The organism is Streptomyces sp. NPDC059861, from assembly GCF_042731435.1.
Lineage (GTDB): Bacteria > Actinomycetota > Actinomycetes > Streptomycetales > Streptomycetaceae > Streptomyces.
In genome coordinates, this window is the sequence record NZ_JBHWJQ010000034.1 from 50,042 (window position 1) to 65,141 (window position 15,100).

A 15,100-nucleotide genomic window follows, 5' to 3' on the forward strand; every position below is an offset into this window, starting at 1 on the left:
TTAATCGAGACGCTCGCGGTGGTCCGGGCCACGTACCCTGTTCTGTTGTGCCGAACGCCAACGATGACACCCGTGCCCTGAGTCAGGTGCCGCCCCGTGCGACGAGTGAGCCGCTGCGGGTCGCCCCTGTCGCCGACGACCTTGGCCGCCGCTTCCAGGAGGCCGGGTTCTCACTCGCCCTGGTCGGCGGCTCGGTCCGGGACGCGCTGCTCGGCCGGCTCGGCAATGATCTGGATTTCACGACCGACGCCCGCCCCGAGGATGTACTGAAGATCGTCCGGCCGTGGGCGGACTCCGTGTGGGACGTCGGTATCGCCTTCGGCACGATCGGTGCGCAGAAGGACGGCTTCCAGATCGAGGTCACCACCTACCGCTCGGAGGCTTACGACCGCACCTCGCGCAAGCCGGAGGTCTCGTACGGCGACTCCATCGACGAGGATCTCGTCCGGCGTGACTTCACCGTGAACGCGATGGCCGTCGCGCTGCCGGAGAAGAAGTTCATCGACCCGCACGGCGGTCGCGACGATCTCGCCGCCCGGGTGCTGCGTACGCCGGGCACCCCCGAGGAGTCCTTCTCGGACGACCCGCTGCGGATGATGAGGGCGGCGCGCTTCGCGGCCCAGCTCGACTTCGAGGTGGCACCGGAGGTCGTCACGGCGATGAAGGAGATGGCCGGGCGCCTGGAGATCGTCTCGGCGGAGCGGATCCGGGAGGAGCTGAACAAGCTGATCCTCTCCCCCTACCCGCGCAAGGGACTGAGGCTGCTGGTCGACACCGGGCTCGCCGATCACGTGCTGCCGGAGCTGCCGGCCCTGCGGCTGGAGAGTGACGAGCACCACCGCCACAAGGACGTCTACGACCACACCCTGATCGTCCTGGAGCAGGCGATGGCGCTGGAGGAGGAAGGTCCCGACCTGACTCTGCGCCTGGCCGCGCTGCTCCACGACATCGGCAAGCCGAGGACCCGTCGCTTCGAGAAGGACGGCCGGGTCTCCTTCCACCACCACGAGGTGGTCGGCGCCAAGATGACCAAGAAGCGGATGACGGCGCTCAAGTACTCCAACGAACTCGTGAGGGACGTCTCGCGTCTGGTCGAGCTCCACCTCCGCTTCCACGGCTATGGCACCGGTGAGTGGACCGACTCAGCCGTCCGTCGCTATGTCCGGGACGCGGGGCCCCTTCTCGACCGTCTCCACAAGCTGACCCGCTCGGACTGCACCACGCGGAACAAGCGCAAGGCGGCGGCGCTGTCACGGGCGTACGACGGCCTGGAGGAGCGGATCTCCCAACTCCAGGAGCAGGAGGAACTGGACGCCATCCGTCCCGACCTCGACGGCAACCAGATCATGGAGATCCTGGACGTCAAGCCGGGCCCTGCGGTCGGCCGCGCCTACAAGCACATGCTGGAGCTGCGCCTGGAGAACGGCCCGATGGGGCACGACGAGGCGGTCGCGGCGCTCAAGGAGTGGTGGGCCCAGCAGAGCTGAGGGGCATGAAACGGGCCTATGTTTCACGTGAAACATAGGCCCGGCACAGGGTCTCCAGGCGTCGACGAGGGGCGATGTTTCACGTGAAACATCGCCCCTCGTCAGGTCCCAGGTTCTACTGGGCCGAGAGCTCCTCCAGGCAGAGCGTGAAGTCGTTGCTGCCGCCCGTCTCGGTGTACTCGCTGTACTTGGTGCGGTCGCACCCTTCCGACGTGCCGTCCTTCTTCTCGGCGACCTTGAACTCCGCCTTGGCGTCGCCGCAGTCGACGACCTCCAGGTCCGGGTCCGTGATGCTCTCCGGGTTGGAGATGCTCATGCAGTCGCCGACCGACGCGTTGTTGGCGTCGTCCCGGCTGGCTATGAAGCCGCCGATCACGACACCGACGACCACGACGCCCACCACGATGTTCTTGATCTTCTTGAAGCCCAGCTTGCGGCGCGGCTGCTCCGGCGGCACCGGCCCGTAGGGGGCGCCCTGCTGCGGGAAACCGGGCTGCGGGGGCTGGCCCTGCGCATGCGGGTTCTGGCCCTGTGCGAAGGGGTTCTGGCCCTGAGGCTGCTGGCCCTGCGCGTACGGGTTGCCCTGAGGCGGCGGAGTGGTCACTTGGGGGTCCCCCTGAAAACTGGACGTGAGAAGCGCGGGAGCTCCCGCGCATAAGACGCACGTAAGTTACAGCGCCGCACTGACAACTCGGCGCCCAGGAGGGACTCTGTGTCTTTGATGTGACACTTACTGGCGTCCAAAGCGGGCCATAGCTGCCGCAACCAGCCCGTAGATCGCTGCCACCGTCAGCACCAGGGTTGCCGAGCGGCCGTCCGGCGGCAGCATCAGGGCGGCCACTCCGGCGGCGGCGACGAAGGCGACGTTGAACAGGACGTCGTAGAGCGAGAAGACCCGGCCCCGGAAGCCGTCGTCGACCGACGACTGCACGAGGGTGTCCGTGGAGATCTTCGCGCCCTGCGTGGTCAGGCCGAGGACGAAGGCGGCGACGAGTGTGGGCCCGGTGGCGAAGGGCAGGCCGAGCGCGGGCTCCAGGACGGCGGCGGAGGCCGCGCAGACCACGATCCAGCGTCCGGGACCGAACCGTCCGGCGGCCCACGGGGTCAGCACCGCCGCGGCGAAGAAGCCGGCGCCGGAAACGCCCACCGCCAGCCCCAGGAGGGCGAGTCCGTCGTCGGTGTTCGAGCTGAAGGCGTAGCGGCAGAGCATCAGCAGCATGACCGTCAGGGCGCCGTAGCAGAACCGCATCAGTGTCATCGACCCCAGCGCCCAGGCGGCCTCCCGCCGAGCGGGCGCGGCGAGATGGCGAAGACCCGCCATGAGATCGCGTGCGGTGCCGGAGAGCGCTGCCTTCAGGCGAGGCTGCACCAGTGTGCGGTCGGGGCCCAGCAGTTCGCGTCCGATACGCAGTGACGCCAGCGCCGAGCAGAGGTACAGCGCGGCGCCGACCAGCACCACGGCGGCGTCCGAGTCCGCGAGCACCAGCCGTACGACGAAGGCGAGGCCGCCGCCGGCGGTCGCGGCGAGCGTCCCGGCCGTCGGGGAGAGGGAGTTGGCCATCACCAGGCGGTCCTCGTCGACGACCCGGGGCAGCGCCGCGGACAGGCCCGCGAGGACGAAGCGGTTGACGGCGGTGACGCACAGCGCGGAGACGTAGAAGAGCCAGTCCGGGACCTGGCTGATCATCAGGATCGCTGTCGCCGACGCCAGCAGGGCGCGCAGCAGGTTGCCGTACAGAAAGACCTGGCGGCGGCGCCAGCGGTCCAGCAGGACGCCGGCGAAGGGGCCCACCAGGGAGTACGGGAGGAGCAGTACCGCCATGGCCGAGGCGATCGCGGCGGGCGAGGTCTGCCGCTCCGGGGAGAAGACCACGTAGGTGGCGAGGCCGACCTGGTACACGCCGTCGGCGCCCTGGGAGAGGAGCCGTACCGCGAGCAGGCGCCGGAAGTTCCGGAAACGGAGCAGGACGCGTAGATCGCGTACGACGGCCATGGGCACAGCCTCACATACGGGAGGGCCCCCGGGCACACTGCCTCGGGGACCCTCTGCCCGGAAAGGGTGCGCCTTAGCGCTCGACCTCACCCTTGATGAACTTCTCGACGTTCTCGCGGGCCACGTCGTCGAAGAACTGCACCGGCGGGGACTTCATGAAGTAGCTCGACGCGGAGAGGATCGGGCCGCCGATGCCGCGGTCCTTGGCGATCTTCGCGGCGCGCAGGGCGTCGATGATGACACCGGCCGAGTTGGGGGAGTCCCAGACCTCGAGCTTGTACTCCAGGTTCAGCGGGACGTCACCGAAGGCACGGCCTTCCAGGCGGACGTACGCCCACTTGCGGTCGTCCAGCCAGGCGACGTAGTCGGACGGGCCGATGTGGACGTTCTTCTCGCCGAGGTCCCGGTCGGGGATCTGCGAGGTGACGGCCTGCGTCTTGGAGATCTTCTTGGACTCCAGGCGCTCACGCTCGAGCATGTTCTTGAAGTCCATGTTGCCGCCGACGTTCAGCTGCATCGTGCGGTCCAGGATGACGCCCCGGTCCTCGAACAGCTTCGCCATGACGCGGTGCGTGATGGTGGCGCCGACCTGGGACTTGATGTCGTCACCGACGATCGGCACACCGGCCTCGGTGAACTTGTCCGCCCACTCCTTGGTGCCGGCGATGAAGACCGGGAGGGCGTTGACGAAGGCGACCTTGGCGTCGATGGCGCACTGGGCGTAGAACTTCGCCGCGTCCTCGGAGCCGACGGGCAGATAGCAGACCAGGACGTCGACCTGCTTGTCCTTGAGGACCTGGACGATGTCGACCGGCTCCTCGGCGGACTCCTCGATCGTCTCGCGGTAGTACTTGCCGAGACCGTCCAGGGTGTGGCCGCGCTGGACGGTCACACCCGTGTTGGGCACGTCGCAGATCTTGATGGTGTTGTTCTCGGAGGCGCCGATGGCGTCCGCGAGGTCGAGGCCGACCTTCTTCGCGTCGACATCGAACGCGGCGACGAACTCCACGTCACGGACGTGGTACTCGCCGAACTGGACGTGCATCAGGCCGGGGACCTTGGACGCCGGGTCGGCGTCCTTGTAGTACTCGACTCCCTGCACCAGCGACGCGGCGCAGTTGCCCACGCCGACGACGGCTACGCGAACCGAACCCATTCCGGTTGCTCCCTGTGTGTATTCGGTGAGGCCCTGACGGGGACCTCACGTGGCGGTGTCGTCGGGCGAATCCGACCGGGAGGTGTCCCCGGGCCGGGGCAGGTCGCCCGACGCTCCAGATGTGGTGTCCTGCTGAGCGGACCCCCCGGTGGCGGAACCGTGAAGGTCCCGCCCGGCCCGCTCGCTCTCGATGAGCTCGTTCAGCCAGCGCACTTCGCGCTCCACGGACTCCATCCCATGGCGCTGGAGCTCAAGCGTGTAGTCGTCGAGGCGCTCCCGGGTGCGGGCGAGGGAGGCGCGCATCTTCTCCAGGCGCTCCTCCAGCCGGCTGCGACGGCCCTCCAGTACGCGCATGCGTACGTCACGGGAGGTCTGGCCGAAGAAGGCGAACCGGGCGGCGAAGGTCTCGTCCTCGTACGCGTCCGGACCCGTCTGGGCGAGCAGCTCCTCGAAGTGCTCCTTACCTTCCGCCGTCAACCGGTAGACGATCTTGGCGCGGCGTCCGGCGAGGGGAGCGGCGAGGGCGTCCTCTGTGGTGTTCCCCGGCTCCTCGATCAACCAGCCGTTGGCGACCAGCGTCTTGAGGCAGGGGTAAAGCGTCCCGTAGCTGAACGCCCGGAACACACCCAGTGACGTGTTGAGCCGTTTGCGCAGCTCGTAGCCGTGCATCGGAGATTCGCGGAGCAGGCCGAGTACGGCGAACTCGAGGATCCCGGAACGCCGGCTCATGGTCGCCTCCTCTCTGCTGCGGTCGCGCCGGCACGGTCTTTATGCCGAGCTGATGTATCGACTCGATACATCAGCACGATAGAACGCCTCCTGGAATGCGACAAGAGGTGGAATCGTGAACGGCGTCACATCACTGATTCGTAGGAAGCAACTTGCCTGTTTTGGGGTGAACTTCGGGACTAGGCGTGTTTTGGTGCTGCGTAGTCTGTGCGGCATGCACACCACCGGGAACCAAGTTGCCTCTGGGGGCGTCCTTGTCCCCGGTGCAGTACGGGTGAATGAGGGACCGACCACATCCGTACTTCGGGGGGACCGGAAACCAGCCGCCGTTTCCAGGCGCGCCAGGGTGCGCCTGCCCTAGGAGTAGTCGTTCGATGAGCGAGCACCGTCGCAAACCGCAGCAGCCGCAGGGAGGCGGACGTGCCGCGGCCCGACGCGGCCAGTCCGGTTCGTCCTCCGGTCGCCGTGCGGCACCGCGAGGCGCCACCGGGTCTCCTTCCGACGCGTACGGGTCGGAGTCCTCTGGACCGGGAGGCGAGGAGCGGCCGTACGGCGGCCGCGCCGAGGCCCGGCGCGCGGCACAGAGGAGTGGTGGCAGTCGTCGCAGAGCAGCAGACCCCGGCCGCGGTGGCCGGCGCGCAGGCACGACCGGACCAAGTCAGGGACGCGCGGCTTCCGACAGGAAGCGGATCATCGACTATCCGCGTGCCGGCCGGGACGGATGGCGCCGTTGGATGCCCTCCTGGAAACTCGCCTCCGGCCTGTGCCTGGGCTTCTTCGGCAGCATGATCGCCGTCGCGGGCATCGGTTACGCCATGGTGGGAGTGCCCAACGTCGCCGACACGGCCACGGCACAGAACAACGTCTACTACTGGGCCGACGGCTCCGAGATGGTGTCCACGGGCGGGGAGACGAACCGGCAGATCATCAATCTGTCGCAGATCCCGAAGGACATGCAGTACGCCGTCATCTCGCAGGAGAACAAGACCTTCCAGACGGACAAGGGCATCGACCCGAAGGGCATCGCCCGCGCGGTGTTCAACATGGCCAGGGGCGGCGAGACGCAGGGTGGTTCCACCATCACCCAGCAGTACGTCAAGAACGCCATGCTGGACGACCAGTCGCAGACGGCCACGCGTAAGTTCAAGGAGCTCTTCGTCTCCATCAAGGTGGGCGCCTCCGTCCCCAAGGACAAGATCATGGAGGGCTACCTCAACACCGCGTACTACGGCCGCAGTGCCTTCGGTATCCAGGCCGCGGCCCGGGCGTACTTCAACAAGAACGCCATCGATCTGGACGCGGGCGAGTGCGCGTTCCTGGCGGGCATGCTCAAGGGCGCCACGTACTACGACCCGGCCGGTGCCACGTCCATCGACCCTGCCGCCACGGAGGAGGCCAACAAGAGGCGGGCTCTGCGGCAGATGCAGGACACGCTGGACAAGATGGTCGAGTACGGCCACCTGGACGCCACGGAGCGGGCCAAGCACACCACGCTCCCCAAGGTCGAGAACCCCCGGGCCAACCGGGCGCTGAGCGGCCAGATCGGCTACCTCGTCGACCTCGCCAACGGCTACCTGGTCAACAACAGTGAGAAGACCGGCGTCACCGAGCGCAAGCTCCGCTCGGGCGGCCTCTCGATCAAGACGACCTTCGACAAGAAGAAGATCGACGCGCTCGAGAAGTCGGTGAAGAAGGTCCAGAAGGCCAACATCGATCCCAAGAAGCGCCCCAAGACCGACACGCACGTCCAGTTCGGTGGCGCTTCCGTGGATCCGGCGACCGGCGCCATCGTGGCCATTTACGGCGGTGAGGACGCCACCAAGCACTTCACCAACAACGCGAACGAGACCGGCGCCCAGGTCGGGTCGACGTTCAAGCCGTTCGTGCTCGCGGCCGCCATGAAGTGGGGCGTCCGCGATCCCGACCTCGGGCCCACCCAGGCCCAGGACGAGCGGACCGTCGTCTCCCCCAAGAGTCTGTACAGCGGCAAGAACAAGCTCAAGATCAACCAATATGACGGATCGGTCTGGCACGACGACAAGGGCAAGGAGTGGCTGCAGGTCAACGACGGTGACCAGACCCACGGCGACGCACCGAAGTACCAGATCGACCTCCGCGAGGCGATGCAGTACTCGGTGAACTCGGCCTATGTGCAGCTCGGCATGGATGTCGGCCTGGACAAGGTGAAGGAGGCGGCCGTCGACGCGGGCGTCCTGGAGAACAGCCTGGCGGGCATCGACTATCCGTCGTTCTCCCTGGGCGTCTCCGACCCCAGCGCGATCCGCATGGCGGGCTCGTACGCCACCTTCGCCGCCAGCGGCAAGCAGCGTGCCCCCTACTCCGTCCAGAAGGTCACCGACAAGGACGGCACGCTCTTCGAGCACGAGGCGACCGACAAGCAGGCCTTCAGTGCCAATGTCGCCGACAACGTCACCGACGTCCTGAAAACTGTGGTCGAGGACGGTACGGGCAGCAACGCCCAGCTGACGGGCCGGGAGGTGGCCGGCAAGACCGGTACCACCGACGGCAACAAGTCTGCCTGGTTCGTCGGGTACACCCCCCAGCTGTCGACCGCGATCAGCATGTTCCGGTACCCCGACGACGAGTCCATCAAGAACCGTACGTTCCTGGAGATGTACGGAACGGGCGACCAGAAGTCGATTCACGGTGCCTCGTTCCCGTCCGAGATCTGGCACGACTACATGGAGCTGGCGCTCAAGGGACAGCCGGTCAAGAAGTTCCCGGTCCCCGAGCCCATCGGTGAGGTGATCAACGAGGAGCCGTCGCCGACGCCGACTCCCACGGTCACCGAGACCGAGGAAGAGAGCCCGTCGCCTACGCCGACGCCGACGGAGTCCGAGATCGTCCCCTCGCCCTCGCCGAGCGACACCTGTGGGCCCTTCGACTGGGACTGTGAAGAGACCGGTGGCACCGGGCCCGGCGGTGCGGACGCGGGTGGTACGGACGGTGGCGTGACCACGTCGCCCTCGCCCTCGGATTCGGGTGACGACGGGGGCAACAACGGCAACGGCAACAATAACGGTGGTGGTCAAGGCGGCCTCTTCGGAGGTCCGGACGATTAGCCGTCGTCTCGCCCAACGCGGGTGTTTCACGTGAAACCGGATGCGTGTTTCACGTGAAACGAGGGCCGCCGCACCTCTCAGGTGCGGCGGCCCTCGGCGTGTTCCCAGACACGTACGGCAGGATGTGCCCCATGCCCAGTGCAGAGACGACGCAAGCGAGCGAGCACGAGCCGGACATGGTGCGGCCCACCACGACCGACGAGGTCGCCGCGAGCGGCAGTGAGCTGATCGGCGGTCCCCTCGGGCGGCGCGCCCTGCTCGGGACGTCCTGGTGGACCCCGGTGCGCGTGATCGCGCTCGTGGCGATCGGCATCTTCGCCCTCGGACTGGTCCAGAAGGCACCCTGCTACGACGGCGCCTGGTTCTTCGGCGCCAGTTCGCAGTACACGCACGCGTGCTACTCGGACATCCCGCACCTCTACAGCGGGCGCGGCTTCTCCGAAGGGCTCGTGCCGTACTTCGACAGGCTCCCGGGCGACATGGAGTACCTCGAGTACCCGGTGCTGACCGGCGTGTTCATGGAGGTGGCCGCCTGGATCACGCCCGGCAGCGGCAGCCTCCAGGACCAGCAGCAGTGGTACTGGATGGTCAACACCGGGATGCTGATGGTCTGCGTGGCCGTCATCGCCGTCTGTGTGACCCGGACGCACACGCGGCGCCCCTGGGACGGTCTGCTGGTCGCCCTGGCGCCCGCCTTCGCCCTGACCGCCACCATCAACTGGGACCTGCTGGCGGTCGCTCTGACGGCCGCGGCGATGCTGATGTGGGCACGGGGCCGTTCCGTTGCCTTCGGCGTGCTCCTGGGCCTCGCCACGGCCGCCAAGCTCTATCCGCTCTTCCTGCTGGGTCCGCTGTTCGTGCTGTGCTGGCGCGCGGGCAAGTGGCGGGACTTCGGCAAGGGGCTGGCGGGCGCGGGCGTCGCCTGGCTGGTCGTGAACCTGCCGGTGATGCTCTTCGCCTTCGAGGGCTGGTCGAAGTTCTACACGTTCAGCCAGGAGCGCGGCGTCGACTTCGGATCCTTCTGGCTGATCCTGGTCCAGAACTCCAGCGACCCGCTCAGCACCGAGACGGTCAACACGCTCGCCACGCTTCTGATGCTGCTGTGCTGCGTGGGCGTCGCGGCACTCGCCCTCACCGCGCCACGTCGTCCGCGCTTCGCTCAGCTGGCCTTCCTGATCGTCGCGGCGTTCATCCTCACCAACAAGGTCTACTCACCGCAGTACGTCCTGTGGCTGGTCCCGCTGGCCGCGCTGGCCCGGCCGAAGTGGCGGGACTTCCTGATCTGGCAGGCGTGCGAAGTGGCGTACTTCCTGGGGATCTGGATGTACCTGGCGTACACGACCAGCGGAGACGCCCACAAGGGACTGCCGACCGACGGCTACCACTGGGCGATCGGCGTGCATCTGCTGGGGACCCTGTACCTGTGCGCCCTCGTCGTGCGCGACGTCCTCATGCCGGACCGGGACGTGGTGCGCCGCGACGGTGAGGACGACCCCTCCGGAGGCGTGCTCGACCGGGCGGACGACGTTTTCGTCCTAGGGGCCGCGGCCCATCGACCGCGGCACGCGACCCAGTTCGAGGGGCCTCAGGTGGAGTGGGGCAAGGCGACCGGCGGTTCGCTCTGAGCGAACAGACCTTCGGGTGGTCCTGGGTCCCGGGGTCGGCCAGTCGCACGCCCCGAGGCAGACAACGAGGAAAGGCCGTACACGGAGACACCGTGTACGGCCTTTCGGGCTGTCGGGGGCAATCGGTCAGCGGTCGACGATGCGGTCGAACTGCGTGGTGGTGTGCCGCAGATGGGCCACCAACTCGTCACCGACCTTCGGCTCCGGGGCGTCCGACGGCACGAACAGGATGGACACCTGCATGTGCGGGGGTTCGGCGAACCAGCGCTGCTTGCCGCCCCAGACGAACGGCGAGAGGTTTCGGTTCACCGTGGCAAGGCCGGCGCGCGCGACGCCCTTGGCGCGCGGCATGACGCCGTGCAGCGCCTTGGGGGCCTCCAAGCCCACCCCGTGCGACGTACCGCCCGCCACGACCACCAGGAAGCCGTCCGAGGCCGCCTTCTGCTGCCGGTAGCCGAAACGGTCACCCTTGGAGACGCGGGTGACGTCCAGGACCGCGCCCCGGTACTCGGTGGCGTCGTGGTCCCCCAGCCACAGGCGGGTGCCGATACGGGCGCGGAAGCGGGTCTGCGGGAACTGCTGCCGCAGCCGGGCGAGTTCCTCGGCCTTGAGGTGGCTGACGAACATCGTGTGCAGCGGAAGCCGGGCGGCGCGCAGCCGGTCCATCCAGCCGATGACCTCCTCGACGGCGTCCGAGCCGTCGGTGCGGTCCAGCGGCAGGTGGATGGCGAAACCCTCCAGCCGCACGTTCTCGATGGCGGAGTGCAGCTGCGCCAGGTCCTGTTCGCTGATGCCGTGACGCTTCATCGAGGACATCACCTCGATGACCACGCGGGCACCCACGAGGCCGTACACGCCGTCGATCGACGAGACCGAGCGGATGACGCGGTCGGGCAGCGGCACGGGCTCCTCGCCCCGGCGGTACGGCGTCAGCACCAGCAGGTCGCCGCCGAACCAGTCCTTGATGCGCGCGGCTTCGTACGTCGTCCCGACGGCGAGGACGTCCGAGCCCAGACGCGTGGCCTCCTCCGCCAGGCGTTCGTGTCCGAAGCCGTAGCCGTTGCCCTTGCAGACCGGGACGAGACCCGGGAACTGCTCCTGCACGTGCTTGTGATGCGCCCGCCAGCGCGCGGTGTCGACGTAGAGCGTGAGCGCCATGGCCGGACCTGGAACCTTTCTCGTGGCTGCGGTGTATCAGAGGTGTGGAAGCGATCGGAGCTGTCGAGGCGAACGGCCGGGGCCGCCGGCGCCGCTCAGCGGCGCGACATGTAGATGTCGAGCGCCTTGTGGAGCAGCTTGTTCAGCGGGAAGTCCCACTCGCCGAGGTACTCGGCGGCCTGGCCGCCGGTGCCTACCTTGAACTGGATCAGGCCGAAGAGGTGGTCGGACTCGTCCAGCGAGTCGGAGATGCCGCGCAGGTCGTAGACGGTGGCGCCGAGCGCGTAGGCGTCGCGCAGCATCCGCCACTGCATCGCGTTCGAGGGCCGGACCTCACGGCCGATGTTGTCCGAGGCGCCGTAGGAGTACCAGACGTGCCCGCCGACGATCAGCATCGTCGCCGCGGAGAGGTTCACGCCATTGTGGCGGGCGAAGTACAGCCGCATGCGGTTGGGGTCCTCGCTGTTGAGGGCCGTCCACATGCGCTCGAAGTACGCCAGCGGGCGGGGCCGGAAGTGGTCGCGCACGGCCGTGATCTCGTACAGCCGCTGCCACTCCTCCAGGTCCTGGTAACCGCCCTGGACGACCTCGACGCCGGCCTTCTCGGCCTTCTTGATGTTGCGGCGCCACAGCTGGTTGAAGTCCTTGTGGACCTCTTCCAGGGAGCGGTTCGCCAGCGGCACCTGGAAGACATAGCGGGGCTGTACGTCACCGAAGCCGGCGCCCCCGTCCTCGCCCTGCTGCCAGCCCATCCGACGGAGCTTGTCGGCCACCTCGAAGGCGCGCGGCTCGATGAAGTCGGCCTCGATGTCCCGCAGGCGCTTGACGTCCGGGTCCTGGATGCCCCTCTTGATGGACGTGGCCTCCCAGCGGCGGATGATCACCGGCGGGCCCATCTTCACGGAGAAGGCGCCCTGCTGCTTGAGGTGGGCCAGCATCGGCTGGATCCAGTCGTCCAGATTCGGCGCGAACCAGTTGATGACCGGGCCCTCGGGAAGATAGGCGAGGTAGCGCTTGATCTTGGGCAACTGGCGGTAGAGGACCAGACCCGCGCCGACCAGCTCGCCGGTCCGCTCGTCGAACCAGCCGAGGTTCTCGGAGCGCCACTCCGCCTTGACGTCAGCCCAGGCCGGGACCTGCATGTGGCTAGCCGACGGCAGGCTCTGGATATAGACCAGATGCTGCTCTCGACTGATGGTCCTCAGGGTCAGGCTCATTCGGGGCGCTCCTCGGGCTGGTGTGTCCCCATGGGTTCAGGGGCTCCGGCTCTCGCGCCGAAGCCTACTGCGCCCCACGAGCGCCCTCACTGGGCGTGCTGATCCTTGGCCTCGGCCTGTCGTGGCCGCGGCGGCGAGCGCCGGGCCCCGAAGGGCTCGGCGAGTGTCGGACAAGAGTGCCCGGGAGGGTCAGAACAACCCGCCGAACAGCCCACCGTGGGCCATGCCCAGGAAGAAGCCGATGGCGGAGGCGCCGAGACCCAGTACCAGTCCGAAGCGTTCGCGGGTCGTCTCCGAGATCCACTGGCCGTACGCCCCGGTGAAGATCCCCACCAGGCCGGCCCAGGAGCTGATCAGATGAAGGCTGTGGAACATCGCCGTGACGAAGGAGACCACTCCGAGAAGGAGGGTCACCGCGAGCAGCGCGTGCTGGACCGGATGGGACCGGCCGTCCGTGGCGAGAAGGGATCCGGCGGTGTTGGGTCGCAATGCCTGTGCCATGGGGCACCTCCTGCGGAAAACGGCGCATCGTAGCGCCATACACACCCGACGTGTACAGATTGACGGCCACCACGGCCGGATTTCAACCGGAAGCCGCTGTGCGGGTACTCTGTACCGTCCGCACCGATGTCTGCCCAGACCATGACAGGAGCCCCGACAAGGGGATCCGATTGTCAGTGGTGGCCGATACCGTTGCGTACGCATCACAACGCATCACAACCCTCCTGCCACGGAACGACCGTGGCCGCTGAGTCCAAAGGAGGTGGGTTCCACATGCGTCACTACGAGGTGATGGTCATCCTCGACCCCGATCTCGAGGAGCGCTCTGTCTCCCCGCTGATCGAGAACTTCCTTTCTGTCGTCCGTGACGGCGGCGGAAAGGTCGAGAAGGTCGACACCTGGGGCCGTCGTCGCCTCTCGTACGAGATCAAGAAGAAGCCTGAGGGCATCTACTCGGTCATCGACCTGCAGGCCGAGCCTGCGGTCGTCAAGGAGCTCGACCGCCAGATGAACCTGAACGAGTCGGTCCTCCGGACCAAGGTCCTCCGCCCCGAGACCCACTGAGCTGTCGCTCAGCTGATCCCGGGATTCGAGTAGCACCACCAGCAGCCAGCAGCAAACCCGCCGAGAGGTTCCCCCATGGCAGGCGAGACCGTCATCACGGTCATCGGCAATCTTGTCGACGACCCCGAGCTGCGCTTCACCCCCTCCGGTGCGGCGGTCGCGAAGTTCCGTGTCGCGTCCACGCCCCGGACCTTCGACCGTCAGACCAACGAGTGGAAGGACGGCGAGAGCCTGTTCCTGACCTGCTCGGTCTGGCGTCAGGCGGCGGAGAACGTCGCCGAGTCGCTCCAGCGAGGCATGCGCGTAGTCGTGCAGGGTCGGCTGAAGCAGCGGTCCTACGAGGACCGTGAGGGAGTCAAGCGCACGGTCTACGAGCTGGACGTCGAGGAAGTCGGCCCCAGCCTGCGCAACGCCACGGCCAAGGTCACCAAGACCGCCGGCCGAGGTGGCCAGGGCGGGTACGGCGGCGGCGGCGGCGGTGGCGGCCAGCAGGGTGGCGGCGGCTGGGGCGGTGGCCCCGGTGGCGGTCAGCAGGCCGGCGGCGCTCCCGCCGACGACCCCTGGGCGACCGGCGCTCCCGCCGGTGGCAACCAGAGTGGCGGCGGCGGTGGCGGCGGCTGGGGCGGTGGCTCCGGCGGCAGCGGTGGCGGCTACTCGGACGAGCCCCCCTTCTAGGCCTCACGGCCGAGGGTGGGCCCACCCACACTTCTTGATCACACAGGAGAATCACCATGGCGAAGCCGCCTGTGCGCAAGCCGAAGAAGAAGGTCTGCGCTTTCTGCAAGGACAAGGTCACGTACGTGGACTACAAGGACACGAACATGCTGCGGAAGTTCATTTCCGACCGCGGCAAGATCCGTGCCCGCCGCGTGACCGGCAACTGCACGCAGCACCAGCGTGACGTCGCCACGGCCGTGAAGAACAGCCGTGAGATGGCGCTGCTGCCCTACACGTCCACCGCGCGATAAGGGAAGGGTGACCTACTAATGAAGATCATCCTCACCCACGAGGTCTCCGGCCTCGGTGCCGCGGGCGACGTCGTCGACGTCAAGGACGGTTACGCTCGCAACTATCTGATCCCGCGGAAGTTCGCTATCCGCTGGACCAAGGGTGGCGAGAAGGACGTCGAGCAGATCCGTCGTGCTCGCAAGATCCACGAGATCCAGACCATCGAGCAGGCCAACCAGGTGAAGGCCCAGCTCGAGGGCGTTCGGGTCCGCCTGGCCGTTCGCTCCGGCGACGCCGGTCGTCTCTTCGGCTCCGTCACCCCGGCCGACGTCGCCTCGGCGATCAAGGCTGCCGGTGGCCCCGAGGTCGACAAGCGCCGCATCGAGCTCGGTTCGCCGATCAAGACGCTGGGCGCCCACGAGACGTCCGTGCGTCTGCACCCCGAGGTTGCCGCCAAGGTCAACATCGAGGTCATCGCCGCCTGAGTGCTGCGCTCGCTGAAGCAGTGAGTGGGGGGGCCCCCCACGGGGGGGGGGCCCCCCCCCCGGGTGGGGGGGCGGGGGGGTGGGGGGGTTGGGGGACGGTGCCCCCGTTGGGGGGGGGCAGGAGGGGGGTTGGGCCAGCCGTGGCGGCCCGGAC

14 protein-coding genes are annotated in these 15,100 nt (G+C 67.8%); 7 read left to right on the plus strand and 7 right to left on the minus strand.

The genetic code is table 11. The features are described 5' to 3' along the window. The first annotated feature begins 47 nt into the window (after nucleotides 1-47). Nucleotides 48-1,487, plus strand: a complete 1,440-nt coding sequence (locus tag ACFV6X_RS26555; protein ID WP_385387441.1) for a CCA tRNA nucleotidyltransferase — start codon at nucleotides 48-50, stop codon at nucleotides 1,485-1,487. A 115-nt stretch (nucleotides 1,488-1,602) separates the two neighbouring features. Here the strand turns inward: ACFV6X_RS26555 and ACFV6X_RS26560 are convergent, their stop codons facing one another. From ACFV6X_RS26560 to ACFV6X_RS26575, 4 genes are all read right to left on the minus strand, one after another. Next, nucleotides 1,603-2,091: a hypothetical protein gene (locus ACFV6X_RS26560; RefSeq protein ID WP_385387443.1), complete on the minus strand. Its 489-nt coding sequence runs from the start codon at nucleotides 2,089-2,091 to the stop codon at nucleotides 1,603-1,605. Between the two features lie 126 nt (nucleotides 2,092-2,217). Then, nucleotides 2,218-3,480, minus strand: a complete 1,263-nt coding sequence (locus ACFV6X_RS26565) for an MFS transporter (RefSeq protein WP_385387445.1) — start codon at nucleotides 3,478-3,480, stop codon at nucleotides 2,218-2,220. A 73-nt stretch (nucleotides 3,481-3,553) separates the two neighbouring features. Next, nucleotides 3,554-4,636, minus strand: a complete 1,083-nt coding sequence (locus ACFV6X_RS26570) for an inositol-3-phosphate synthase (RefSeq protein ID WP_385387447.1) — start codon at nucleotides 4,634-4,636, stop codon at nucleotides 3,554-3,556. Nucleotides 4,637-4,681: 45 nt separating this feature from the next. Beyond that, nucleotides 4,682-5,365, minus strand: coding sequence for a helix-turn-helix transcriptional regulator (locus ACFV6X_RS26575; protein ID WP_385387449.1), 684 nt, complete (start codon nucleotides 5,363-5,365; stop codon nucleotides 4,682-4,684). Between the two features lie 374 nt (nucleotides 5,366-5,739). Here ACFV6X_RS26575 and ACFV6X_RS26580 point away from each other — a divergent pair, with 374 nt between their 5' ends. Both ACFV6X_RS26580 and ACFV6X_RS26585 read left to right on the plus strand, forming a co-directional pair. Continuing rightward, nucleotides 5,740-8,448 carry a transglycosylase domain-containing protein gene (locus ACFV6X_RS26580; protein WP_385387451.1) on the plus strand — a complete coding sequence of 903 codons (2,709 nt, stop codon included), beginning with the start codon at nucleotides 5,740-5,742 and terminating at the stop codon, nucleotides 8,446-8,448. A gap of 122 nt (nucleotides 8,449-8,570) precedes the next feature. Continuing rightward, entirely contained in the window at nucleotides 8,571-10,073 is a 1,503-nt protein-coding gene (locus tag ACFV6X_RS26585; RefSeq protein WP_385387504.1) for a glycosyltransferase family 87 protein, read from the plus strand. A 126-nt stretch (nucleotides 10,074-10,199) separates the two neighbouring features. Here ACFV6X_RS26585 and ACFV6X_RS26590 read toward each other — a convergent pair whose 3' ends face one another. The 3 genes from ACFV6X_RS26590 to ACFV6X_RS26600 all read right to left on the minus strand — a co-directional run bounded on the left by ACFV6X_RS26590 (nucleotide 10,200) and on the right by ACFV6X_RS26600 (nucleotide 12,949). Beyond that, nucleotides 10,200-11,231: an alanine racemase gene (locus ACFV6X_RS26590; protein WP_385387452.1), complete on the minus strand. Its 1,032-nt coding sequence runs from the start codon at nucleotides 11,229-11,231 to the stop codon at nucleotides 10,200-10,202. A gap of 95 nt (nucleotides 11,232-11,326) precedes the next feature. After that, on the minus strand, nucleotides 11,327-12,448 hold the full coding sequence (gene femX / locus ACFV6X_RS26595) for a peptidoglycan bridge formation glycyltransferase FemX (RefSeq protein WP_385387454.1): 1,122 nt from the start codon (nucleotides 12,446-12,448) through the stop codon (nucleotides 11,327-11,329). Between the two features lie 189 nt (nucleotides 12,449-12,637). Next, nucleotides 12,638-12,949: a hypothetical protein gene (locus tag ACFV6X_RS26600; protein WP_385387456.1), complete on the minus strand. Its 312-nt coding sequence runs from the start codon at nucleotides 12,947-12,949 to the stop codon at nucleotides 12,638-12,640. A gap of 273 nt (nucleotides 12,950-13,222) precedes the next feature. Here ACFV6X_RS26600 and rpsF point away from each other — a divergent pair, with 273 nt between their 5' ends. The 4 genes from rpsF to rplI all read left to right on the plus strand — a co-directional run bounded on the left by rpsF (nucleotide 13,223) and on the right by rplI (nucleotide 14,946). Further along, nucleotides 13,223-13,513, plus strand: coding sequence for a 30S ribosomal protein S6 (gene rpsF / locus ACFV6X_RS26605; RefSeq protein ID WP_019324683.1), 291 nt, complete (start codon nucleotides 13,223-13,225; stop codon nucleotides 13,511-13,513). A gap of 75 nt (nucleotides 13,514-13,588) precedes the next feature. After that, entirely contained in the window at nucleotides 13,589-14,188 is a 600-nt protein-coding gene (locus tag ACFV6X_RS26610) for a single-stranded DNA-binding protein (protein WP_385387458.1), read from the plus strand. A gap of 56 nt (nucleotides 14,189-14,244) precedes the next feature. After that, on the plus strand, nucleotides 14,245-14,481 hold the full coding sequence (gene rpsR, locus ACFV6X_RS26615; RefSeq protein ID WP_003949403.1) for a 30S ribosomal protein S18: 237 nt from the start codon (nucleotides 14,245-14,247) through the stop codon (nucleotides 14,479-14,481). Nucleotides 14,482-14,499: 18 nt separating this feature from the next. Next, the gene (rplI, locus tag ACFV6X_RS26620; RefSeq protein ID WP_385387460.1) at nucleotides 14,500-14,946 is read left to right on the plus strand and encodes a 50S ribosomal protein L9; all 447 of its coding nucleotides are present in this window, start codon (nucleotides 14,500-14,502) and stop codon (nucleotides 14,944-14,946) included. The last annotated feature ends 154 nt before the right edge of the window (nucleotides 14,947-15,100 follow it).

What these genes read in the sequence shown, in the direction of transcription:
- femX (WP_385387454.1), bottom strand. Translation starts at nt 12,448, where the DNA reads ATGAGCCTGACCCTGAGGACCATCAGTCGAGAGCAGCATCTGGTCTAT.
- ACFV6X_RS26600 (WP_385387456.1), bottom strand. Translation starts at nt 12,949, where the DNA reads ATGGCACAGGCATTGCGACCCAACACCGCCGGATCCCTTCTCGCCACG.
- ACFV6X_RS26590 (WP_385387452.1), bottom strand. Translation starts at nt 11,231, where the DNA reads ATGGCGCTCACGCTCTACGTCGACACCGCGCGCTGGCGGGCGCATCAC.
- rpsF (WP_019324683.1), top strand. Translation starts at nt 13,223, where the DNA reads ATGCGTCACTACGAGGTGATGGTCATCCTCGACCCCGATCTCGAGGAG.
- ACFV6X_RS26570 (WP_385387447.1), bottom strand. Translation starts at nt 4,636, where the DNA reads ATGGGTTCGGTTCGCGTAGCCGTCGTCGGCGTGGGCAACTGCGCCGCG.
- ACFV6X_RS26575 (WP_385387449.1), bottom strand. Translation starts at nt 5,365, where the DNA reads ATGAGCCGGCGTTCCGGGATCCTCGAGTTCGCCGTACTCGGCCTGCTC.
- ACFV6X_RS26580 (WP_385387451.1), top strand. Translation starts at nt 5,740, where the DNA reads ATGAGCGAGCACCGTCGCAAACCGCAGCAGCCGCAGGGAGGCGGACGT.
- rplI (WP_385387460.1), top strand. Translation starts at nt 14,500, where the DNA reads ATGAAGATCATCCTCACCCACGAGGTCTCCGGCCTCGGTGCCGCGGGC.
- ACFV6X_RS26610 (WP_385387458.1), top strand. Translation starts at nt 13,589, where the DNA reads ATGGCAGGCGAGACCGTCATCACGGTCATCGGCAATCTTGTCGACGAC.
- rpsR (WP_003949403.1), top strand. Translation starts at nt 14,245, where the DNA reads ATGGCGAAGCCGCCTGTGCGCAAGCCGAAGAAGAAGGTCTGCGCTTTC.
- ACFV6X_RS26585 (WP_385387504.1), top strand. Translation starts at nt 8,571, where the DNA reads ATGTGCCCCATGCCCAGTGCAGAGACGACGCAAGCGAGCGAGCACGAG.
- ACFV6X_RS26565 (WP_385387445.1), bottom strand. Translation starts at nt 3,480, where the DNA reads ATGGCCGTCGTACGCGATCTACGCGTCCTGCTCCGTTTCCGGAACTTC.